The 18,974-nt window shown below is 35.5% G+C and carries 14 protein-coding genes and 4 tRNA genes; 17 read left to right on the top strand and 1 reads right to left on the bottom strand.

Annotated features, from left to right (window positions below; translation table 11 throughout):
- The first annotated feature begins 2 nt into the window (after window positions 1–2).
- From ACSV4D_RS05790 to ACSV4D_RS05720, 15 genes are all read left to right on the top strand, one after another.
- Window positions 3–76: transfer RNA gene (locus tag ACSV4D_RS05790), tRNA-Thr, on the top strand.
- A gap of 154 nt (window positions 77–230) precedes the next feature.
- Window positions 231–311, top strand: a tRNA-Tyr gene (locus tag ACSV4D_RS05785).
- A gap of 87 nt (window positions 312–398) precedes the next feature.
- A tRNA-Thr gene (locus ACSV4D_RS05780) sits at window positions 399–470 on the top strand.
- Between the two features lie 54 nt (window positions 471–524).
- On the top strand, window positions 525–1,712 hold the full coding sequence (tuf, locus tag ACSV4D_RS05775) for an elongation factor Tu (protein ID WP_408081198.1): 1,188 nt from the start codon (window positions 525–527) through the stop codon (window positions 1,710–1,712).
- 54 nt (window positions 1,713–1,766) lie between these two features.
- Window positions 1,767–1,837: transfer RNA gene (locus tag ACSV4D_RS05770), tRNA-Trp, on the top strand.
- An 18-nt stretch (window positions 1,838–1,855) separates the two neighbouring features.
- A complete protein-coding gene (gene secE, locus ACSV4D_RS05765; RefSeq protein ID WP_408081199.1) occupies window positions 1,856–2,053 on the top strand; it encodes a preprotein translocase subunit SecE in 198 nt (65 codons plus the stop codon).
- A gap of 8 nt (window positions 2,054–2,061) precedes the next feature.
- Complete coding sequence (gene nusG, locus ACSV4D_RS05760; protein WP_408081200.1) at window positions 2,062–2,613, top strand: transcription termination/antitermination protein NusG; 552 nt, start codon at window positions 2,062–2,064, stop codon at window positions 2,611–2,613.
- Window positions 2,614–2,679: 66 nt separating this feature from the next.
- Window positions 2,680–3,117, top strand: a complete 438-nt coding sequence (gene rplK, locus ACSV4D_RS05755) for a 50S ribosomal protein L11 (RefSeq protein ID WP_071185147.1) — start codon at window positions 2,680–2,682, stop codon at window positions 3,115–3,117.
- A gap of 13 nt (window positions 3,118–3,130) precedes the next feature.
- On the top strand, window positions 3,131–3,820 hold the full coding sequence (gene rplA / locus ACSV4D_RS05750) for a 50S ribosomal protein L1 (RefSeq protein WP_408081201.1): 690 nt from the start codon (window positions 3,131–3,133) through the stop codon (window positions 3,818–3,820).
- Between the two features lie 22 nt (window positions 3,821–3,842).
- The gene (gene rplJ / locus ACSV4D_RS05745) at window positions 3,843–4,346 is read left to right on the top strand and encodes a 50S ribosomal protein L10 (protein ID WP_408081202.1); all 504 of its coding nucleotides are present in this window, start codon (window positions 3,843–3,845) and stop codon (window positions 4,344–4,346) included.
- Between the two features lie 87 nt (window positions 4,347–4,433).
- Window positions 4,434–4,805 (top strand): 50S ribosomal protein L7/L12, encoded by a 372-nt coding sequence (gene rplL, locus ACSV4D_RS05740; RefSeq protein WP_408081203.1) that lies wholly within the window; start codon window positions 4,434–4,436, stop codon window positions 4,803–4,805.
- Window positions 4,806–5,072: 267 nt separating this feature from the next.
- A complete protein-coding gene (gene rpoB / locus ACSV4D_RS05735; protein ID WP_408081204.1) occupies window positions 5,073–8,885 on the top strand; it encodes a DNA-directed RNA polymerase subunit beta in 3,813 nt (1,270 codons plus the stop codon).
- Between the two features lie 306 nt (window positions 8,886–9,191).
- Window positions 9,192–13,499 carry a DNA-directed RNA polymerase subunit beta' gene (rpoC, locus tag ACSV4D_RS05730; RefSeq protein WP_408081205.1) on the top strand — a complete coding sequence of 1,436 codons (4,308 nt, stop codon included), beginning with the start codon at window positions 9,192–9,194 and terminating at the stop codon, window positions 13,497–13,499.
- Between the two features lie 96 nt (window positions 13,500–13,595).
- Window positions 13,596–13,898: a DUF3467 domain-containing protein gene (locus tag ACSV4D_RS05725; RefSeq protein WP_073240933.1), complete on the top strand. Its 303-nt coding sequence runs from the start codon at window positions 13,596–13,598 to the stop codon at window positions 13,896–13,898.
- 211 nt (window positions 13,899–14,109) lie between these two features.
- A complete protein-coding gene (locus ACSV4D_RS05720; RefSeq protein WP_408081207.1) occupies window positions 14,110–14,415 on the top strand; it encodes a hypothetical protein in 306 nt (101 codons plus the stop codon).
- Between the two features lie 77 nt (window positions 14,416–14,492).
- Here ACSV4D_RS05720 and ACSV4D_RS05715 read toward each other — a convergent pair whose 3' ends face one another.
- Window positions 14,493–16,082 carry a peptide chain release factor 3 gene (locus ACSV4D_RS05715; RefSeq protein ID WP_439227475.1) on the bottom strand — a complete coding sequence of 530 codons (1,590 nt, stop codon included), beginning with the start codon at window positions 16,080–16,082 and terminating at the stop codon, window positions 14,493–14,495.
- 353 nt (window positions 16,083–16,435) lie between these two features.
- On the opposite strand from ACSV4D_RS05715, the gene ACSV4D_RS05710 reads away from it, so the two are divergent.
- Both ACSV4D_RS05710 and ACSV4D_RS05705 read left to right on the top strand, forming a co-directional pair.
- On the top strand, window positions 16,436–17,869 hold the full coding sequence (locus ACSV4D_RS05710; RefSeq protein ID WP_408081209.1) for a peptidylprolyl isomerase: 1,434 nt from the start codon (window positions 16,436–16,438) through the stop codon (window positions 17,867–17,869).
- A 78-nt stretch (window positions 17,870–17,947) separates the two neighbouring features.
- Window positions 17,948–18,901 (top strand): AAA family ATPase, encoded by a 954-nt coding sequence (locus tag ACSV4D_RS05705; protein WP_439227474.1) that lies wholly within the window; start codon window positions 17,948–17,950, stop codon window positions 18,899–18,901.
- Window positions 18,902–18,974: the final 73 nt, after the last annotated feature.

Genomic DNA, 18,974 nt, shown 5'->3' with positions numbered 1-18,974 from the left:
ATGCCGATGTAGCTCAGCTGGCTAGAGCAGCTGATTTGTAATCAGCAGGTCGTGGGTTCGAGTCCCTCTATCGGCTCGGTAGATTTATGGTGTTTGAATCTTTAATTTTGAATTCAGAATCAGAGGTTTAAGGTGTAAGTTGAAATATTGTAGATTTGATTTAATGTACTTGATGTGTGTTTGAGGTGGTTCAAACTAACTAAAGTGTATTTGAGTTGAATAAAAAAAAAGGGGAGATACTCAAGCGGCCAACGAGGGCAGACTGTAAATCTGCTGTGTGAACTTCGCAGGTTCGAATCCTGCTCTCCCCACAAAAAAAGAAGTTAAGATTTCGGATTGTAGGTTGTGGATTTTTAAATCTGAAATCTGAATTCAAGAATCTAAAATCAGAACTCTCTGCCGGTGTAGCTCAGGGGTAGAGTGCTTCCTTGGTAAGGAAGAGGTCTCGGGTTCAAATCCCGACATTGGCTCAAGTAAGTAGGAAATTGAAATTAATATATAACTAAGATTAAAAATTAAGTAAAATGGCAAAAGAAAGTTTTAATCGTTCGAAACCACACTTAAATATTGGTACTATCGGACACGTAGATCACGGAAAGACTACTTTGACTGCTGCAATCACTAAAGTGTTATCTGATGCAGGATACTGTCAAGCTAAGTCTTTTGATCAAATTGATAACGCTCCGGAAGAGAAAGAAAGAGGTATTACTATTAATACATCTCACGTAGAGTATGAAACAGCTAACCGTCACTACGCTCACGTTGACTGTCCAGGTCACGCGGATTACGTTAAGAACATGGTTACTGGTGCTGCTCAAATGGACGGTGCTATCTTAGTAGTTGCTGCTACAGATGGTCCAATGCCACAAACTCGTGAGCACATCCTTTTAGGACGTCAGGTTGGTATTCCACGTATCGTTGTTTTTATGAACAAAGTGGATATGGTTGATGATGCTGAGTTGTTAGAGCTTGTAGAAATGGAAATTAGAGATTTATTATCTTTCTATGAGTATGATGGAGATAACTGTCCGGTTATTCAAGGTTCTGCTTTAGGAGGATTGAATAATGATGCTGCTTGGGTTCCTAAAATTCTTGAATTAATGGAAGCTGTTGATGCTTGGATCGAAGAGCCAGTACGTGACGTAGCTAAACCATTCTTGATGCCAGTTGAGGACGTATTTACAATTACAGGTCGTGGAACTGTTGCTACAGGTCGTATCGAAACTGGAGTTGCTAATACTGGAGATCCTGTTGAAATCATTGGTATGGGAGCTGAAAAATTAACTTCTACTATTACAGGAGTTGAGATGTTCCGTAAAATCCTTGACAGAGGTGAAGCTGGAGATAACGTAGGTTTATTGTTAAGAGGTATTGATAAAGCTGATATCAAAAGAGGTATGGTTATTATTAAGCCAGGTTCAGTAAAACCACACAAAAAATTCAAAGCTGAGGTTTATATCTTGAAAAAAGAAGAAGGTGGACGTCATACTCCATTCCATAATAACTACCGTCCACAGTTCTACGTACGTACAACTGATGTAACTGGAGTTATTACTTTACCAGAAGGAGTAGAGATGGTAATGCCTGGGGATAACTTAACTATTAATGTTGAGTTGTTAAGCCCAATCGCTATGAACGTAGGTTTACGTTTTGCTATCCGTGAAGGTGGTAGAACTGTAGGAGCGGGTCAGGTAACTGAAATCGTAGAGTAATTCTATAAATAAATTATTTAATCAGTGCCGTTAGTAATAACGGCACTGATATATACGGGCGTAGTTCAAGGGTAGAATAGCGGTCTCCAAAACCGTTGATGGGGGTTCGAATCCCTCCGCCCGTGCAAAAAAAATATATCATAATGGCAAAAATTGTTAATTACATATCAGAAGCATTTGAAGAATTGAAGTCAAATGTAACTTGGCCTACTTGGGCTGAGGTGCAGAGTCTAACAATTGTTGTGGCTGTTTTTTCAGTACTATTCGCTTTGGCTACATGGGGAGTGGATGAATTTTTTGCAAAAGCACTAGCTGGATTTTTTAACTGGATAAAAGCTTAAGTTTTATTATGGCAGATAATAATGTTAAGAAATGGTATGTTGTTCGTGCAGTAAGTGGACAGGAAAATAAAGTAAAGGCATATATTGAAACAGAAATCTCCAGATTAGGGATGGCTGATTATGTGTCTCAGGTTCTTGTTCCTACTGAGAAAGTAGTATCGGTAAAAGATGGTAAGAAATTAGTTAAGGAGAAAGTATATTTTCCTGGCTATGTTATGATAGAAGCAAATTTAGTTGGTGAAATTCCTCATATTATAAAATCAGTTACCAGTGTAATAGGTTTTTTGGGGGAAACAAAAGGGGGAGAGCCGGTGCCACTACGTCTTTCTGAAGTAAACAGAATGCTAGGTAAGGTTGATGAGTTAGCTGTTAATACAGATACAAAGGCAATACCATTTAACTTAGGTGAAACTATTAAGGTTATTGATGGACCTTTTAATGGTTTTAACGGTACGGTTGAAAAAATAAATGATGAAAAGCGTAAACTTGAAGTTATGGTTAAGATTTTCGGTAGAAAAACACCATTAGAGCTAAGTTTTATGCAAGTAGAAAAAGTATAATTTTTGTTACACTATAATAATCACTTCAATTGCTTCCGTAAATTGTTGTGTTAAATTTTTTAAAAAATGGCTAAAGAAATTAGTAAGGTAGTTAAACTACAAGTTAAGGGAGGTGCTGCGAATCCGTCGCCACCGGTTGGACCTGCTTTAGGAGCTGCTGGGGTTAATATCATGGAGTTCTGTAAGCAGTTCAATGCTAGAACACAAGATAAACCTGGCAAAATATGCCCAGTACAAATTACTGTGTATAAAGACAAATCATTTGATTTTGTTGTTAAGACTCCTCCTGCAGCAGTTCAGTTATTGGAAGCTGCAAAGCTAAAATCTGGTTCAGGTGAGCCTAATCGTAAAAAAGTAGCTAGTGTTACTTGGGAACAAATTAGAACTATTGCTGAAGACAAAATGCCGGACTTAAATGCTTTTACAATTGAAAAAGCGATGAGTATGGTTGCTGGAACAGCTAGATCTATGGGTATAACTGTATCAGGAGACGCTCCTTTTTAATTAAGAGAAAGACATGGCAAAATTGACAAAAAAGCAAAAAGAGGCTGCTTCAAAAATTGAAAAGAACAAATTATACTCTTTAAAAGATGCTGCTGCATTAATTAAAGTTGTTGCTTCTGCAAAATTTGATGAGTCTGTTGATATCGCAGTTCGTTTGGGTGTAGATCCAAGAAAAGCGAATCAAATGGTGAGAGGTGTAGTAACATTGCCTCATGGAACTGGTAAAGATGTAAAAGTATTAGCATTAGTTACTCCGGACAAAGAAGCTGAAGCTAAAGAAGCTGGAGCTGATTACGTGGGATTAGACGAGTACTTACAAAAAATTAAAGACGGTTGGACAGATGTTGATGTAATCATCACTATGCCTGCTGTTATGGGTAAATTAGGTCCATTAGGTCGTATTTTAGGACCTAGAGGTTTAATGCCTAACCCTAAGACAGGTACTGTAACTATGGATGTTGCAAAAGCTGTTACAGAGGTAAAAGCTGGTAAAATTGACTTTAAAGTTGATAAAACTGGTATTGTACATGCAGGAATTGGTAAAGTTTCTTTTGGAGCGGAGCAAATTTATGACAATGCACACGAAATTATTCAAACATTAATCAAACTTAAGCCAACTGCTGCTAAAGGTACCTATATTAAAGGTATTCACCTTACAAGCACAATGAGTCCTGCTATTGCATTAGACCCAAAAGCAGTATAATTGGTAGTTAAAAATTTTTAGTATGACTAGAGAAGAAAAATCAATCGCGATTGAAAATTTAACTGCACAGTTAGCTGGTACAAATATTATTTATGTATCTGATATTTCTGGACTTGATGCAGAAACAACTTCAAACTTAAGAAGAGCTTGTTTTAAAGCCGGAATTAAATTGGAGGTTGTAAAAAATACTTTGCTTGCTAAAGCTATGGAAGCTTCTGATAATGATTATGGTGATTTACCTTCAGTATTGACTGGTAACAGCGCTATTCTTATTTCAGATGTTGCTAATGCGCCTGGAAAAGTTATTAAAGACTTTAGAAAAAAAGCAGCAAAACCTATTTTAAAAGGAGCTTATGTAAATTCTGAGATTTATATTGGTGATGATCAATTAGAGGCATTAGCAACTATTAAATCTAAAGAAGAACTTATTGGAGAAATCATCGGATTACTTCAGTCACCAGCTCAAAGAATTATTTCTGCTCTTCAAAACAAATTTGCTGGAGAAGAAGCAGAAACAGAAGCATAATAAATCAGAGTATAAGCTCTGTTTTATTTTAAATTGCGCACAATAAATAAATTATAATTTCACAAATCATTTTAAAAGATAGAAAAAATGGCAGATTTGAAACAATTCGCAGAACAATTAGTTAACTTAACTGTAAAAGAAGTTAACGAATTAGCAACAATATTAAAAGATGAGTACGGAATCGAACCAGCTGCTGCAGCTGTAGTAGTTTCAGGAGGTGGTGCAGGAGATGCTGCTGAAGAAGCTCAAACTGAATTTACAGTTGTATTAAAAGAGGCTGGTGCTTCTAAATTAGCTGTTGTAAAATTAGTAAAAGAATTAACTGGATTAGGTCTTAAAGAAGCTAAAGATGTAGTTGACGGTGCACCATCTAACGTAAAAGAAGGTGTTTCTAAAGAAGAGGCTGAAGGTCTTAAAAAATCATTAGAAGAAGCTGGAGCTGTAGTTGAGCTTAAATAAGTTTAAACAGTTTTAAGAACTAGGTTTAGGTATTAAGTTAATCACTTAATGCCTAAACCATTTTTCGTATAATAAAATAGATCAATTTTATTATAATATTAATAGTTTAAAATACGAAAAAGTTTTTGATCAGTACGAAGAAAAAAAATAGCTCCGAAATTTATCGGTTTGTTTTTAAAGATGTATTGATTCTAAAAAGAAAGTATCCATTAAACAATGTGTTTTTACACAAAAACTACTTTTTTTTAATCAAAATTTTGTCCATTGATGATAACAAATCAGACTGAAAGATTGAATTTTGCCTCTACAAAAAATATACCTCAGTATCCGGATTTTCTGGATGTTCAGGTGAAATCTTTTCAAGATTTTTTTCAATTAGAAACTAAATCTGACGAAAGAGGCAACGAAGGGTTATACAACACCTTCATGGAAAACTTTCCAATCACAGATACAAGAAATAACTTTGTGTTGGAATTCCTGGATTACTTTGTTGACCCGCCACGTTATACAATTCAAGAATGTATAGAAAGAGGTTTAACGCATAGTGTACCTTTAAAAGCAAGGTTGAAACTATATTGTACAGACCCGGAACACGAAGATTTTGAAACTATTGTTCAGGATGTATATCTTGGTACAATTCCTTACATGACTCCAAGTGGTACTTTTGTTATTAACGGTGCTGAACGTGTTGTTGTTTCTCAGCTTCACCGATCTCCAGGTGTTTTCTTCGGACAATCATTCCACGCAAATGGAACCAAATTATATTCTGCCAGAGTAATTCCTTTTAAAGGTTCCTGGATCGAATTTTCTACAGATATCAACAGCGTAATGTATGCTTATATCGATAGAAAGAAAAAATTACCTGTAACAACTTTATTCCGTGCTATTGGTTTTGAAAGAGATAAGGATATCCTTGAAATCTTTGACCTTGCTGAAGAAATTAAAGTTTCTAAAACAGGACTTAAAAAATATATCGGTAGAAAATTAGCTGCCCGTGTATTGAATACATGGCATGAAGATTTCGTAGATGAAGATACTGGAGAGGTAGTTTCTATCGAACGTAACGAAATTATCCTTGATAGAGATACTATTATCGACAAAGATAATGTGGAAGAAATCATTGATTCTAACGTTAAATCTATTTTGTTACATAAAGAAGATGCTAATCAGGCAGATTACGCTATCATTCATAATACGTTACAAAAAGATCCAACAAACTCTGAAAAAGAAGCTGTTGAGCATATCTACAGACAATTGCGTAATGCAGAACCGCCTGATGAAGAAACTGCTCGTGGTATTATAGATAAATTATTCTTCTCTGACCAACGTTACAACTTAGGTGAAGTAGGTCGTTACAGAATGAATAAAAAATTACAGTTGGATATCCCAATGGAAAAGCAAGTGCTTACCAAAGAAGATATCATAACTATTGTGAAGTATTTAATTGAGTTGATAAACGCTAAGGCGGATATTGATGATATTGATCACTTATCAAACCGTCGTGTGAGAACAGTTGGTGAACAATTGTCTCAACAATTCGGTGTTGGTTTAGCACGTATGGCCAGAACTATTCGTGAGAGAATGAACGTTAGAGATAACGAGGTGTTTACACCAATTGATTTGATTAATGCTAAAACGTTATCATCAGTTATCAACTCTTTCTTTGGAACGAACCAGTTGTCTCAATTTATGGATCAGACGAATCCATTAGCTGAGATCACACACAAAAGAAGATTATCTGCACTTGGACCGGGTGGACTTTCGAGAGAAAGAGCCGGATTTGAGGTTCGTGACGTTCACTATACACACTACGGACGTTTATGTCCTATTGAAACTCCTGAGGGGCCAAACATTGGTTTGATTTCATCTCTTGGAGTTTATGCTAAAGTAAACGGAATGGGATTCATTGAAACACCTTACCGTAAAGTAACGAATGGTGTAGTTGATTTAGTTTCTGAAGCAACTTACTTAAGTGCTGAAGAAGAAGAAGGAATGTTGATTGCTCAGGCAAACATCGAAATGGAAGACTCAGGAAAAATTACAGCTGAAAACGTAATTGCACGTGAAGAAGGTGATTTCCCTGTTGTTGATCCATCGAAAGTAGATTATACAGACGTTGCTCCTAACCAAATTGCTTCGATTTCTGCATCTTTGATTCCTTTCTTGGAGCATGATGATGCGAACCGTGCGTTGATGGGATCTAACATGATGCGTCAGGCCGTACCATTAATTCGTCCTGAAGCTCCAATTGTTGGAACTGGTTTAGAGCGTCAGGTAGCTTCTGATTCCAGAGTATTGATTAATGCTGAAGGGCATGGTACTGTAGAATATGTAGATGCTAATATCATTACTATCAAGTACGATCGTTCTGAAGAAGAAAGAATGGTAAGTTTTGATGCTGATGAAAAGACATACAATTTAATTAAATTCAGAAAAACCAACCAAGGAACAAGTATTAACCTGAAACCTATCGTAAGAAAAGGGGACAGAGTGATTCCTGGTCAGGTATTATCAGAAGGATATGCTACTGAAAATGGTGAACTTGCTTTAGGTAGAAACCTGAAAGTAGCGTTCATGCCATGGAAAGGGTACAACTTTGAGGATGCGATTGTAATTTCTGAAAAAGTAGTTCGTGATGATATCTTTACTTCAATCCACGTTGATGATTATTCATTAGAAGTACGTGATACAAAATTAGGTAACGAAGAGTTAACGAATGATATTCCTAACGTTTCTGAAGAGGCTACTAAAGACTTGGATGAAAACGGTATGATTAGAATTGGTGCCGAGGTAAAACCTGGTGATATTCTTATTGGTAAAATCACGCCAAAAGGGGAATCTGATCCAACTCCGGAAGAGAAATTATTAAGAGCTATCTTCGGGGATAAAGCTGGTGATGTAAAAGATGCTTCATTAAAAGCTTCTCCATCTCTTCATGGTGTAGTTTTAGACAAAAAATTATTTGCAAGAGCTGTAAAAGACAAACGCAAACGTACTCAGGATAAAGATGCTTTAGGAGCATTGGAAATGGAGTTCGAAGTTAAATTTACAGAATTAAAAGACAGATTAATTGAGAAACTTTTCTTAATCGTAAACGGAAAAACATCACAGGGTGTAATGAACGATTTGGGTGAAGAAGTTTTACCAAAAGGTAAAAAATACACTCAAAAAATGCTTTACGCTGTTGAAGATTTTGCTCACTTAAGCAAAGGTCAATGGGTAGCTGATGATGCAACTAATAAAATGGTGAATGATTTAATTCATAACTATAAAATTAAGTTGAACGATTTGCAAGGAGCGTTAAGAAGAGAGAAATTCACCATTACTGTTGGAGATGAATTGCCATCAGGAATTTTGAAATTAGCTAAAGTTTATATTGCTAAGAAACGTAAGTTGAAAGTAGGGGATAAGATGGCAGGACGTCACGGTAACAAAGGTATCGTTGCCCGTATTGTTCGTCATGAAGATATGCCTTTCTTAGAAGACGGAACACCAGTTGATATTGTATTGAATCCACTTGGGGTACCTTCACGTATGAACATTGGTCAGATTTATGAAACGGTTCTTGGATGGGCTGGACAAAAATTAGGCAGAAAATATGCTACTCCAATTTTTGACGGTGCTTCTCTTGACCAAATAAATGCACTGACTGACGAGGCTGGAATTCCAAGATTTGGTCATACCTATCTGTATGACGGAGGAACAGGAGAGCGTTTCCACCAACCTGCAACAGTAGGGGTTATCTACATGTTGAAATTAGGACACATGGTTGATGATAAGATGCACGCACGTTCTATTGGTCCATACTCGTTGATTACGCAACAACCACTTGGTGGTAAAGCTCAATTTGGAGGTCAGCGTTTTGGAGAGATGGAGGTTTGGGCACTTGAGGCTTATGGAGCTTCAAGTACACTACGTGAAATCTTAACTGTGAAGTCTGATGACGTAATTGGTAGAGCTAAAACTTACGAAGCTATCGTAAAAGGAGAAACTATGCCAGAACCAGGATTGCCGGAATCATTCAATGTATTGATGCATGAATTGAAAGGTCTTGGATTAGACATTAGATTAGAAGAATAATAATAGTATTCAGTGAACAGTGTTTGGTTGCGGTAAATGTCAATCAAACACTGAACACTTTTTTTAGTTTTCAGGATTTATACCCGTAAACCGTTCCGATTTTTTATTTAAACCAAAAGGTTTTTATAACTAGCACTTCAAATAGTCGTTTGAAGTTTAGAGAAGTAATTCGAGGTAGTGTTTAAGTCGAAAGTTTGAAAGCCGAAAGTCCAAAGTCTTTTATGACTTTAGAAACTTTATGACATTTGACTTTAGACTAAAACGAGAATCAATTTTTTAATTGCAAATAAATCAATAGTAAAAACTATGATGAATAACAGAAATAATAAAGAGAAAAACCAGGTAAAAAGGTTTGACAAAATTTCGATAGGATTAGCTTCTCCGGAATCTATCTTGAAAGAATCAAGAGGTGAGGTTTTGAAGCCGGAAACTATCAACTACAGAACGCACAAACCAGAGCGTGATGGTCTTTTCTGCGAAAGAATCTTCGGACCAGTAAAAGATTTTGAGTGTGCTTGTGGTAAATATAAAAGAATTCGTTACAAAGGTATTATCTGTGACCGTTGTGGTGTTGAAGTTACGGAGAAAAAAGTACGTCGTGACAGAGTAGGACACATCAACCTTGTTGTGCCTATCGCTCACATTTGGTATTTCCGTTCTCTTCCTAATAAAATTGGTTATATCCTTGGTCTTCCGTCTAAGAAATTAGATATGATTATTTACTACGAAAGATACGTAGTAATCCAGGCTGGTATTGCTAAAAACGCAGATGGAGAATCTTTACAAAGACTAGATTTCTTAACTGAAGAAGAATACTTAAATATTTTAGATACTCTTCCGCAAGAAAATCAATATTTAGATGACATGGATCCTAATAAATTTGTTGCCAAAATGGGAGCAGAGTGTATTATGGATTTATTAGCTCGTATTGACTTAGATGCTTTATCTTATGAATTAAGACACAGCGCTAACAACGAAACGTCTAAACAACGTAAAACGGAAGCTTTAAAAAGATTACAAGTTGTGGAATCTTTCCGTGAGTCTAACTTAAACCGCGAAAATCGTCCGGAATGGATGATTATGAAAGTGGTTCCTGTTATTCCACCGGAATTACGTCCGCTTGTGCCACTTGATGGAGGTCGTTTTGCAACTTCAGATTTAAATGACTTATACCGTCGTGTAATCATCCGTAACAACCGTTTGAAAAGATTAATGGAGATTAAAGCTCCAGAAGTTATCTTAAGAAACGAAAAACGTATGTTACAGGAATCTGTAGATTCATTATTTGATAACACACGTAAAGCTTCTGCTGTTAAAACAGAATCTAACAGACCATTAAAATCATTATCAGATTCCTTAAAAGGTAAGCAAGGACGTTTCCGTCAAAACTTACTTGGAAAACGTGTGGATTATTCTGCTCGTTCGGTAATTGTTGTTGGACCTGAATTGAAATTATTCGAATGTGGATTGCCAAAAGATATGGCAGCTGAATTATACAAACCTTTCGTTATACGTAAATTGATTGAAAGAGGAATTGTAAAAACAGTTAAATCTGCTAAGAAAATTATAGATAAAAAAGAACCTGTAGTTTGGGATATTCTTGAAAATGTAATTAAAGGACATCCAGTATTACTGAACCGTGCTCCTACTTTGCACCGATTGGGTATTCAGGCTTTCCAACCAAAATTAATTGAAGGAAAAGCAATTCAATTACATCCATTAGTATGTACGGCTTTCAACGCGGATTTTGACGGGGATCAGATGGCAGTTCACTTGCCATTAGGACCAGAAGCAATCCTTGAAGCTCAATTATTAATGTTAGCTTCTCACAACATCCTTAACCCTGCTAACGGTGCTCCTATTACAGTACCTTCTCAGGACATGGTTTTGGGTCTTTATTATATGACCAAAGAGCGTTTGTCTACTCCGGAAAAGAAAATTCTAGGAGAGGGACTTACTTTTTATTCTGCTGAGGAAGTAAATATTGCATTAAATGAAGGACGATTAGAATTGAATGCCCGTGTGAAAATCAGAGCAAAAGATTTTAATGATGAAGGAGAATTAGTATATAAAATTATCCAGACAACTGCAGGACGTGTATTGTTTAATGAAGTAGTTCCACCAGCAGCTGGATATATTAATGAAGTATTGACTAAGAAAAACCTTAGAGATATTATCGGTCACGTATTGAATTCAACAAGTGTACCTGAAACGGCTGCCTTCTTGGATAACATGAAAGATATGGGGTATAAATTCGCCTTCCGAGGAGGATTATCATTCTCATTAGGTGATATTAGAATTCCGGAACAAAAAACTCAACTGATTGCTGATGCAAGAGAGCAGGTAGAAGGAATTTCTGCTAACTATAACATGGGTCTTATTACCAATAACGAACGTTACAACCAGGTTATTGACGTATGGACTTCTGCTAATGCCCAATTGACAGAATTAGCAATGAAAAACATTAGAGAAGACCAACAAGGTTTTAACTCGGTGTATATGATGCTTGATTCCGGAGCTCGTGGATCTAAAGAGCAAATTCGTCAGTTAACTGGTATGCGTGGTTTGATGGCTAAGCCTAAAAAATCTACTGCCGGTGGTGGTGAGATTATCGAAAACCCGATTCTTTCTAACTTTAAGGAAGGTCTTTCTATCCTTGAGTACTTTATTTCTACTCACGGTGCTCGTAAAGGTCTTGCGGATACGGCTCTTAAAACAGCCGATGCTGGTTACCTGACACGTAGATTACATGACGTTTCTCAAGACGTTATTGTGAACATCGAAGATTGTGGTACTTTAAGAGGTGTTGAAGTTTCAGCATTGAAGAAAAATGAAGAAATTGTTGAATCATTAGGAGAAAGAATCTTAGGACGTGTTGCATTGCAAGACGTAATTAATCCTTTAACTAATGAAGTGTTAGTTACTTCAGGACAACAAATCACTGAGGCAATTGTTAAGGCTATCGATGCTTCTCCATTAGAGAGTATCGAAGTTCGTTCTCCATTAACTTGTGAGGCGTTAAAAGGTATTTGTGCTAAATGTTACGGACGTAACTTAGCAACCGGAAAAATGACTCAAAGGGGTGAAGCTGTAGGTGTAATTGCTGCACAGTCTATTGGAGAGCCAGGTACACAGTTGACACTTCGTACATTCCACGTTGGAGGGGTTGCAGGAGGTATCTCTGAAGAATCCAGTATTATTGCTAAATTTCCGGGGAAACTAGAGGTTGAAGACTTAAAAACTGTAAAAGGTGAAGACAATGAAGGAAACGAAGTGGATATCGTTGTATCACGTTCTACAGAATTGAAATTAGTGGATGAAAAAACAGGCATTGTTTTAAATACGCATAATATTCCTTACGGATCCAGTATTTTTGTAAAAGATGGCCAGTCTATTGCAAAAGGAGATGTAATCTGTAAATGGGATCCATATAATGGAGTTATTGTTTCGGAGTTTACGGGTAAAATTGCTTACGAAGATTTAGAGCAAGGACAATCGTTCATGGTTGAAATTGATGAGCAAACCGGATTCCAGGAAAAAGTAATTTCTGAGGCGAGAAACAAAAAATTAATTCCTACTTTATTAGTTTACGGTAAAGATGGTGAATTGATTCGTTCTTACAACTTACCAGTTGGAGCTCACCTGATGGTTGAGAATGGAGAGAAAATTAAAGCAGGTAAAGTATTGGTTAAAATCCCTCGTCGTTCTTCTAAATCAGGAGATATCACAGGAGGTTTACCAAGAATTACGGAGCTTTTAGAGGCTCGTAATCCTTCAAATCCAGCGGTAGTTTCTGAAATTGACGGTGTTGTTTCTTTTGGTAAAATTAAACGTGGTAACCGCGAGATTATCATCGAATCCAAATTTGGTGAAATTAAGAAATACCTTGTAAAATTATCAAGTCAGATTCTTGTTCAGGAAAATGACTTTGTAAGAGCAGGTGTTCCTTTGTCTGACGGAGCTATTACTCCGGATGATATCTTGAGAATTCAAGGACCAGCTGCTGTTCAACAGTATCTTGTTAATGAAATTCAGGAAGTTTACCGTTTACAAGGGGTAAAAATTAACGACAAGCACTTTGAGGTAGTTATTCGTCAAATGATGCGTAAAGTAAGAGTTCAGGATCCGGGTGATACTTTATTCTTAGAGGATCAATTGATTCATACTAAAGATTTCATCGTTGAAAATGATAAATTATATGGTATGAAAGTAGTTGAGGATGCAGGAGATTCTTCTAACTTAAAAGAAGGTCAGATTGTTACTCCGCGTCAATTAAGAGATGAGAATTCATTGTTGAAACGTTCTGATAAAAACCTTGTTGTTGCCCGTGATGTAGTTACTGCAACTGCAACTCCTATATTACAAGGTATTACGAGAGCATCGCTTCAAACAAAATCATTCATTTCTGCTGCTTCTTTCCAGGAAACAACAAAAGTATTAAACGAAGCTGCTGTTGCCGGAAAAGTAGACCTTTTAGAAGGATTGAAAGAAAATGTTATTGTAGGACACAGAATCCCTGCTGGTACAGGTATGAGAGAATACGATAACGCTATTGTAGGTTCTAAAGAAGATTACAACGATATGATGGCAAATAAAGAAGAATATATTTATTAATAAATTATATACTTTGAATTAAAAATAGAAAGATTACCTCGTGTGGTCTTTCTATTTTTTTTACTTTTAACTTTTTAGTTTTAAAAAAGATCTGATATGAAAGAACAACAAGAGCAAATCAATATTGAATTAGATGAAAAAACTGCCGAAGGAATTTATTCTAATCTGGCTATAATCAATCACTCGGCTTCAGAGTTTGTTTTAGACTTTGTGAGTATTATGCCGGGAGTTCCTAAAGCTAAAGTAAAGTCCAGAATTGTTCTGACTCCGCAGCATGCTAAGAGATTGTTAAAAGCTATAGGCGAAAATATTCATCGTTTTGAAGTGGCTCATGGCGAAATAAAAGATACGGAGCAGGCTCCTATTCCGCTTAATTTTGGTCCTGCGGGACAAGCATAAACACAAAGGCTTTCAGGTAAATGAAAGCCTTTTTTGTTTTTTACAAGATGTAATTGCTGTTTTTTTCAGTAACTAATCGAGTATTAGGGTAGTTTATCGGAAATGTTTTTTACTGCTTTTGTATTGCAATAGATTTGTTTCATAATAAAATAATAACTGAAGAAACAAAGCCATGAATAACTCTAAAACAAATAATACAAATTCTCAACTGATGTTATCAATATTTGTATTTGTGCTGTTTTTTATGTTTTCTTTTTCCGGATTCAGTCAAAATCAATCGGTAGGATTTAATGAAAAAGAAGTATCAGCTAATGTGAAAGCTGAAAGCTCCAGAGCTACTTCTAACATGGAATTTGCTTTATGGTTTATGGGAACAAAACAAGATCCTAATTCTATAATGTCTTCAGAAGGTACAAGTGCTAAGAAATTAATTATCACTTCGGGAATAGCTCCTAATCGTTTGTTAATTAAAGCTTTTTTGAAAAAAGTAGTGAATTACGAAAATTCATTATCTTAAATAGAAAGATAAAAATCATAAAAAAAACGTCTCATTCAATAAGTGAGACGTTTTTTTATGCGTTTAAGTAATTGTTTTTAATCCAATTCAGAAGTGAAAAACAATTTAACACTTGGGTATTTATTTTGTGTCATCTGTATGGTAAAGTCTGAATCAGCCAAGAATACCAATTGATCGTATTTATCCTTAGCAAGAAATTTTTGTTTGATACGTTTAAATTCTTTGAATTCCTCATTTTTAGCATCATCCGGTTTTACCCAACACGCTTTGTGAACCGGGAAATTTTCGTAGGTACATTTTGCGCCATATTCATGTTCCAAACGGTATTGAATTACTTCATATTGAAGCGCTCCTACAGTACCAATTACTTTTCGGTTATTCATTTCTAAAGTAAATAACTGTGCTACACCTTCATCCATTAATTGGTCAACGCCTTTGTCCAGTTGTTTGGCTTTCATTGGGTCGGCATTATTTATGTATCTGAAATGTTCCGGAGAGAAACTCGGAATTCCTTTAAAATTCATAATTTCTCCCTCAGTTAAAGTGTCACCAATTTTGAAATTTCCTGTATCGTGCAATCCTACAATATCGCCCGGATAAGAAATATCAACAATTTCTTTTTTCTCTGCAAAAAAGGCATTTGGACTCGAGAATTTTAAATTTTTCTTCTGACGAACATGATAATAAGGTTTGTTTCTCTCAAAAGTTCCCGAAACAATTTTGATAAAGGCTAAACGGTCACGGTGTTTTGGATCCATATTAGCATGGATTTTAAATACAAAACCGGATAATTTTTCTTCTTTTGGATCAACCAAACGGGTTTCTGATTCTTTAGGTCTTGGCGAAGGAGCAATAGCAACAAAACAATCCAATAATTCTCTGACACCAAAATTATTTAAAGCAGAACCAAAAAATACAGGTTGTAATTTCCCGTCCAGATAGTCTTGTTGGTTGAATTTGGGATATACTTCATCAATTAATTCCAGTTCTTCACGTAATCTTTCAGCTGGTTTTTGACCAATAATTTTTTCTAATTCCGGATTTTGAACATCTTCGAAAGCAATAGTTTCTTCAATATTTTTTCGACTGTCTCCACTAAATAAGTTGATGTTTTGTTCCCAAAGATTGTAAATTCCCTGAAAATCATAACCCATTCCGATAGGGAAGCTCAATGGAGTGACAGTAAGACCTAATTTTTGTTCTACTTCATCCATCAGGTCAAAAGCGTCATGACCTTCACGATCCAATTTGTTAATGAAAACAATAATGGGGATTTTACGCATTCGACAAACCGCAACTAATTTTTCAGTTTGTTCCTCAACTCCTTTTGCAACGTCAATTACGACGATTACACTGTCAACGGCAGTCAAAGTTCTAAAAGTATCTTCGGCAAAATCCTTATGTCCGGGAGTGTCGAGAATGTTTATTTTTTTGTCTTTGTAGTTGAATGCTAAAACAGAAGTTGATACAGAGATTCCTCTCTGACGTTCAATTTCCATAAAATCACTTGTAGCTCCTTTTTTAATTTTATTGTTTTTTACAGCTCCTGCTTCCTGAATTGCACCTCCAAAAAGAAGGAGTTTTTCAGTAAGTGTTGTCTTTCCTGCATCAGGATGCGAGATAATTCCAAAGGTTCTTCTACGTTGTATTTCTTTTAAAAAGCTCATAGTAAATATAAATAGTTTGCAAAAGTACTATTTATAAATTCGATTTAAAAATAAATAACTTCCCCCTTGATAGATATCTTTTCTTTTTAAATGACCGTTTTCTTAATTCTTATTCAGATTTTAGAAAAGAAAGTTTTTTCTAAAAGTTTTTTCTCGTCTTTTTTTTTGAATATAATTTTTTGTTAATAGTCAGGTGTAAACTTGTTTAATGTAATTGAATTGTTATTTTTGTTCGTTTTTATTAAAATAAATTATAACAAATGTCTTTTTAAGTTGTTATCTTACCGGCTGATTTTTATTCTTTGAAAATCACATAGGAAAACAATTAAAAAATATAAATTACCTAAAAGCAAATGCTTGTAAAATCCTTTAGAATGAAATCCATACATATTAAAAATGCCCTTCTGTTTTTTTGCGTTCTGTTTTTGAATACCGCAGTAAATGCACAGGAAATAATAAAAGACAGTGCTGTTGTTTCAGAGAAAAAGATGAAAACAACGGGTCAAAGGCAAAAAATAGATGGTGTAATTGCTACAGTGGGGGATTATATAGTTTTAGATTCAGATATTGATAAAGCTTATCTGGAGATTTCAAGTCAGGGAGGTTCTGTAAAAGACATTACAAGGTGTCAGATGTTAGGGAAATTGCTGGAGGATAAATTATATGCACATCAGGCTATTCAGGATAGTGTTAAGGTTACGGATGCCGAAGTAAAGGCAATGATGGACGAACGTTTGAGTTATATGATCCAGCAAATTGGTTCAATGGATAAGGTAATAAAGTATTATAAGAAAGATTCTGAAGAAGAGTTCAGAAGTTATTTTTTTGATATTTTAAAAGAAAATAAACTCACTTCTGAAATGCAGAAAAAGATAGTTGACGGAGTTGAAATCACACCGGAAGAAGTGCGTAATTTTTTCAAAAGAATACCTAAGGATGAGTTACCGCTTTTTGGTGCTGAAATGGAGGTAGCACAAATTGTGATAGAGCCTAAAATTACACAGGCAGAAAAACAAAAAGTAATAGACCGGTTAAATGGTTTTAAAAAAGATATTCAGGAAGGATCAAGCTTTGCTACTAAGGCAGTATTGTATTCTCAGGATCCTGGATCAAGATCAAGTGGAGGTTTTTATAAAATGACCCGAAAAACACCTTTTGTAAAAGAGTTTAAAGATGTTGCTTTTAGTTTAGATGAAGGTGAAATTTCGGAGCCTTTTGAAACAGAATATGGTTTTCATATTATTTATTTAGAGAAAATTAAAGGTCAGGAGCTGGAGTTGCGTCATATTTTATTGACTCCAACAGTTACTAAAGAATCTCTGGATGAAGCAAAAGAAAAAATTACTCTAATTAGAAAGCGTATCGTAGATAAAGAAATTTCTTTTGCAGATGCTGCAAGAAGTACTTCTGATCAAAAAGAAACCAGGGCGAATGGCGGAGTTTTAATTAATCCAAATACCCAGGATGCACGCTTTGAATTGACTAAAATGGATCCTACATTATATTCACAGGTTTCTAATTTAAAAGATAATGAAATTTCAATGCCTATTTTAGATGAAACACCATCGGGAAAAAAACAGTATAAAATTATTACGGTGACAAACAGGATTAATGAGCATACTGCTGATTATGCTCAGGATTATGTGAAAATTAAGGATCTGGCTCTTAAAGAAAAACAAATCAAAGCCATTGCAAAGTGGTTTGATGAGAAGATTAAAGAAACATACATTAAGATTGTTGGTGAATACAGAGATTGTGATTTTACAAATAACTGGTTGAAAAAATAATTTGGTCAAAACATATAAAAAGAGTTAGCTTTATAAATTTATAGAGTTGACTCTTTTTTAATTTAAAATAGTTTTAAAATGTCTGATGTAACGGCAATACAGAATTTAGTTCAGAAACGGACTGAGTTAAAAAGTGAAATAGCAAAAATCATTGTAGGTCAGGAAGCGGTAATCGATCAGTTGCTGTTGTGTATTTTTTCAGGAGGACATGCGCTTTTAATTGGGGTTCCCGGTTTAGCAAAAACATTAATGGTTAATACGCTTTCGGAAGCATTAGGACTAAATTTTAAAAGAATTCAGTTTACGCCTGATTTAATGCCTTCGGATATTTTAGGAAGTGAAATTTTAGATGAAAACAGACAGTTTAAATTTATAAAAGGACCTGTTTTTTCAAATATTATTTTAGCAGACGAAATTAACAGAACACCACCTAAAACTCAGGCCGCTTTATTGGAAGCTATGCAGGAGCGATCGGTTACAATAGCGGGGGTGAATCATAAACTGGATTTGCCTTATTTTGTTTTAGCGACTCAAAATCCTATTGAGCAAGAAGGTACCTATCCTTTGCCTGAAGCGCAGCTGGATCGGTTTATGTTTGCAGTTAAGCTGGAGTATCCTTCTTTTGAAGAAGAAGTTCAGGTCGTTAAGAGAACTACTTCAGATGTGAGTCAGAAAATAACTCCTTTATTTACAGCTCAGGAAATCATCGATTTTCAACATTTAATACGCCGGATTCCTGTAGCAGATAATGTAGTGGAATATGCGGTGAGTCTGGTGAGTAAAACACGTCCTGACGGTAATTTAGCAACCGACTTCGTTAAAAATTATTTGGATTGGGGTGCCGGACCCAGAGCTTCACAAAATTTAATTTTAGCTGCTAAAGCGCATGCAGCTTTTAATGGAAAATTCTCTCCGGATATAGAAAATGTAGTGGCTGTGGCGACTTCAGTTTTAAGACATCGGATCATTAAAAATTACAAGGCGGATGCCGAAGGAATTACCGAAGAAATGATTATTGCTAAGCTCGTTTAGTACTGATTTTGCGGTGTTTTCTAGTCTCTAAAATGCTTTTCGATATAACAACATGTTTTAAGTTTGTTAGAAA

The organism is Flavobacterium sp. ARAG 55.4, from assembly GCF_051846875.1.
GTDB lineage: Bacteria > Bacteroidota > Bacteroidia > Flavobacteriales > Flavobacteriaceae > Flavobacterium > Flavobacterium plantiphilum.
This window is presented reverse-complemented; position numbering and strand designations above follow the sequence as displayed.

What these genes read in the sequence shown, in the direction of transcription:
- tuf (WP_408081198.1), top strand. Translation starts at nt 525, where the DNA reads ATGGCAAAAGAAAGTTTTAATCGTTCGAAACCACACTTAAATATTGGT.
- secE (WP_408081199.1), top strand. Translation starts at nt 1,856, where the DNA reads ATGGCAAAAATTGTTAATTACATATCAGAAGCATTTGAAGAATTGAAG.
- nusG (WP_408081200.1), top strand. Translation starts at nt 2,062, where the DNA reads ATGGCAGATAATAATGTTAAGAAATGGTATGTTGTTCGTGCAGTAAGT.
- rplK (WP_071185147.1), top strand. Translation starts at nt 2,680, where the DNA reads ATGGCTAAAGAAATTAGTAAGGTAGTTAAACTACAAGTTAAGGGAGGT.
- rplA (WP_408081201.1), top strand. Translation starts at nt 3,131, where the DNA reads ATGGCAAAATTGACAAAAAAGCAAAAAGAGGCTGCTTCAAAAATTGAA.
- rplJ (WP_408081202.1), top strand. Translation starts at nt 3,843, where the DNA reads ATGACTAGAGAAGAAAAATCAATCGCGATTGAAAATTTAACTGCACAG.
- rplL (WP_408081203.1), top strand. Translation starts at nt 4,434, where the DNA reads ATGGCAGATTTGAAACAATTCGCAGAACAATTAGTTAACTTAACTGTA.
- rpoB (WP_408081204.1), top strand. Translation starts at nt 5,073, where the DNA reads ATGATAACAAATCAGACTGAAAGATTGAATTTTGCCTCTACAAAAAAT.
- rpoC (WP_408081205.1), top strand. Translation starts at nt 9,192, where the DNA reads ATGATGAATAACAGAAATAATAAAGAGAAAAACCAGGTAAAAAGGTTT.
- ACSV4D_RS05725 (WP_073240933.1), top strand. Translation starts at nt 13,596, where the DNA reads ATGAAAGAACAACAAGAGCAAATCAATATTGAATTAGATGAAAAAACT.
- ACSV4D_RS05720 (WP_408081207.1), top strand. Translation starts at nt 14,110, where the DNA reads ATGTTATCAATATTTGTATTTGTGCTGTTTTTTATGTTTTCTTTTTCC.
- ACSV4D_RS05715 (WP_439227475.1), bottom strand. Translation starts at nt 16,082, where the DNA reads ATGAGCTTTTTAAAAGAAATACAACGTAGAAGAACCTTTGGAATTATC.
- ACSV4D_RS05710 (WP_408081209.1), top strand. Translation starts at nt 16,436, where the DNA reads ATGCTTGTAAAATCCTTTAGAATGAAATCCATACATATTAAAAATGCC.
- ACSV4D_RS05705 (WP_439227474.1), top strand. Translation starts at nt 17,948, where the DNA reads ATGTCTGATGTAACGGCAATACAGAATTTAGTTCAGAAACGGACTGAG.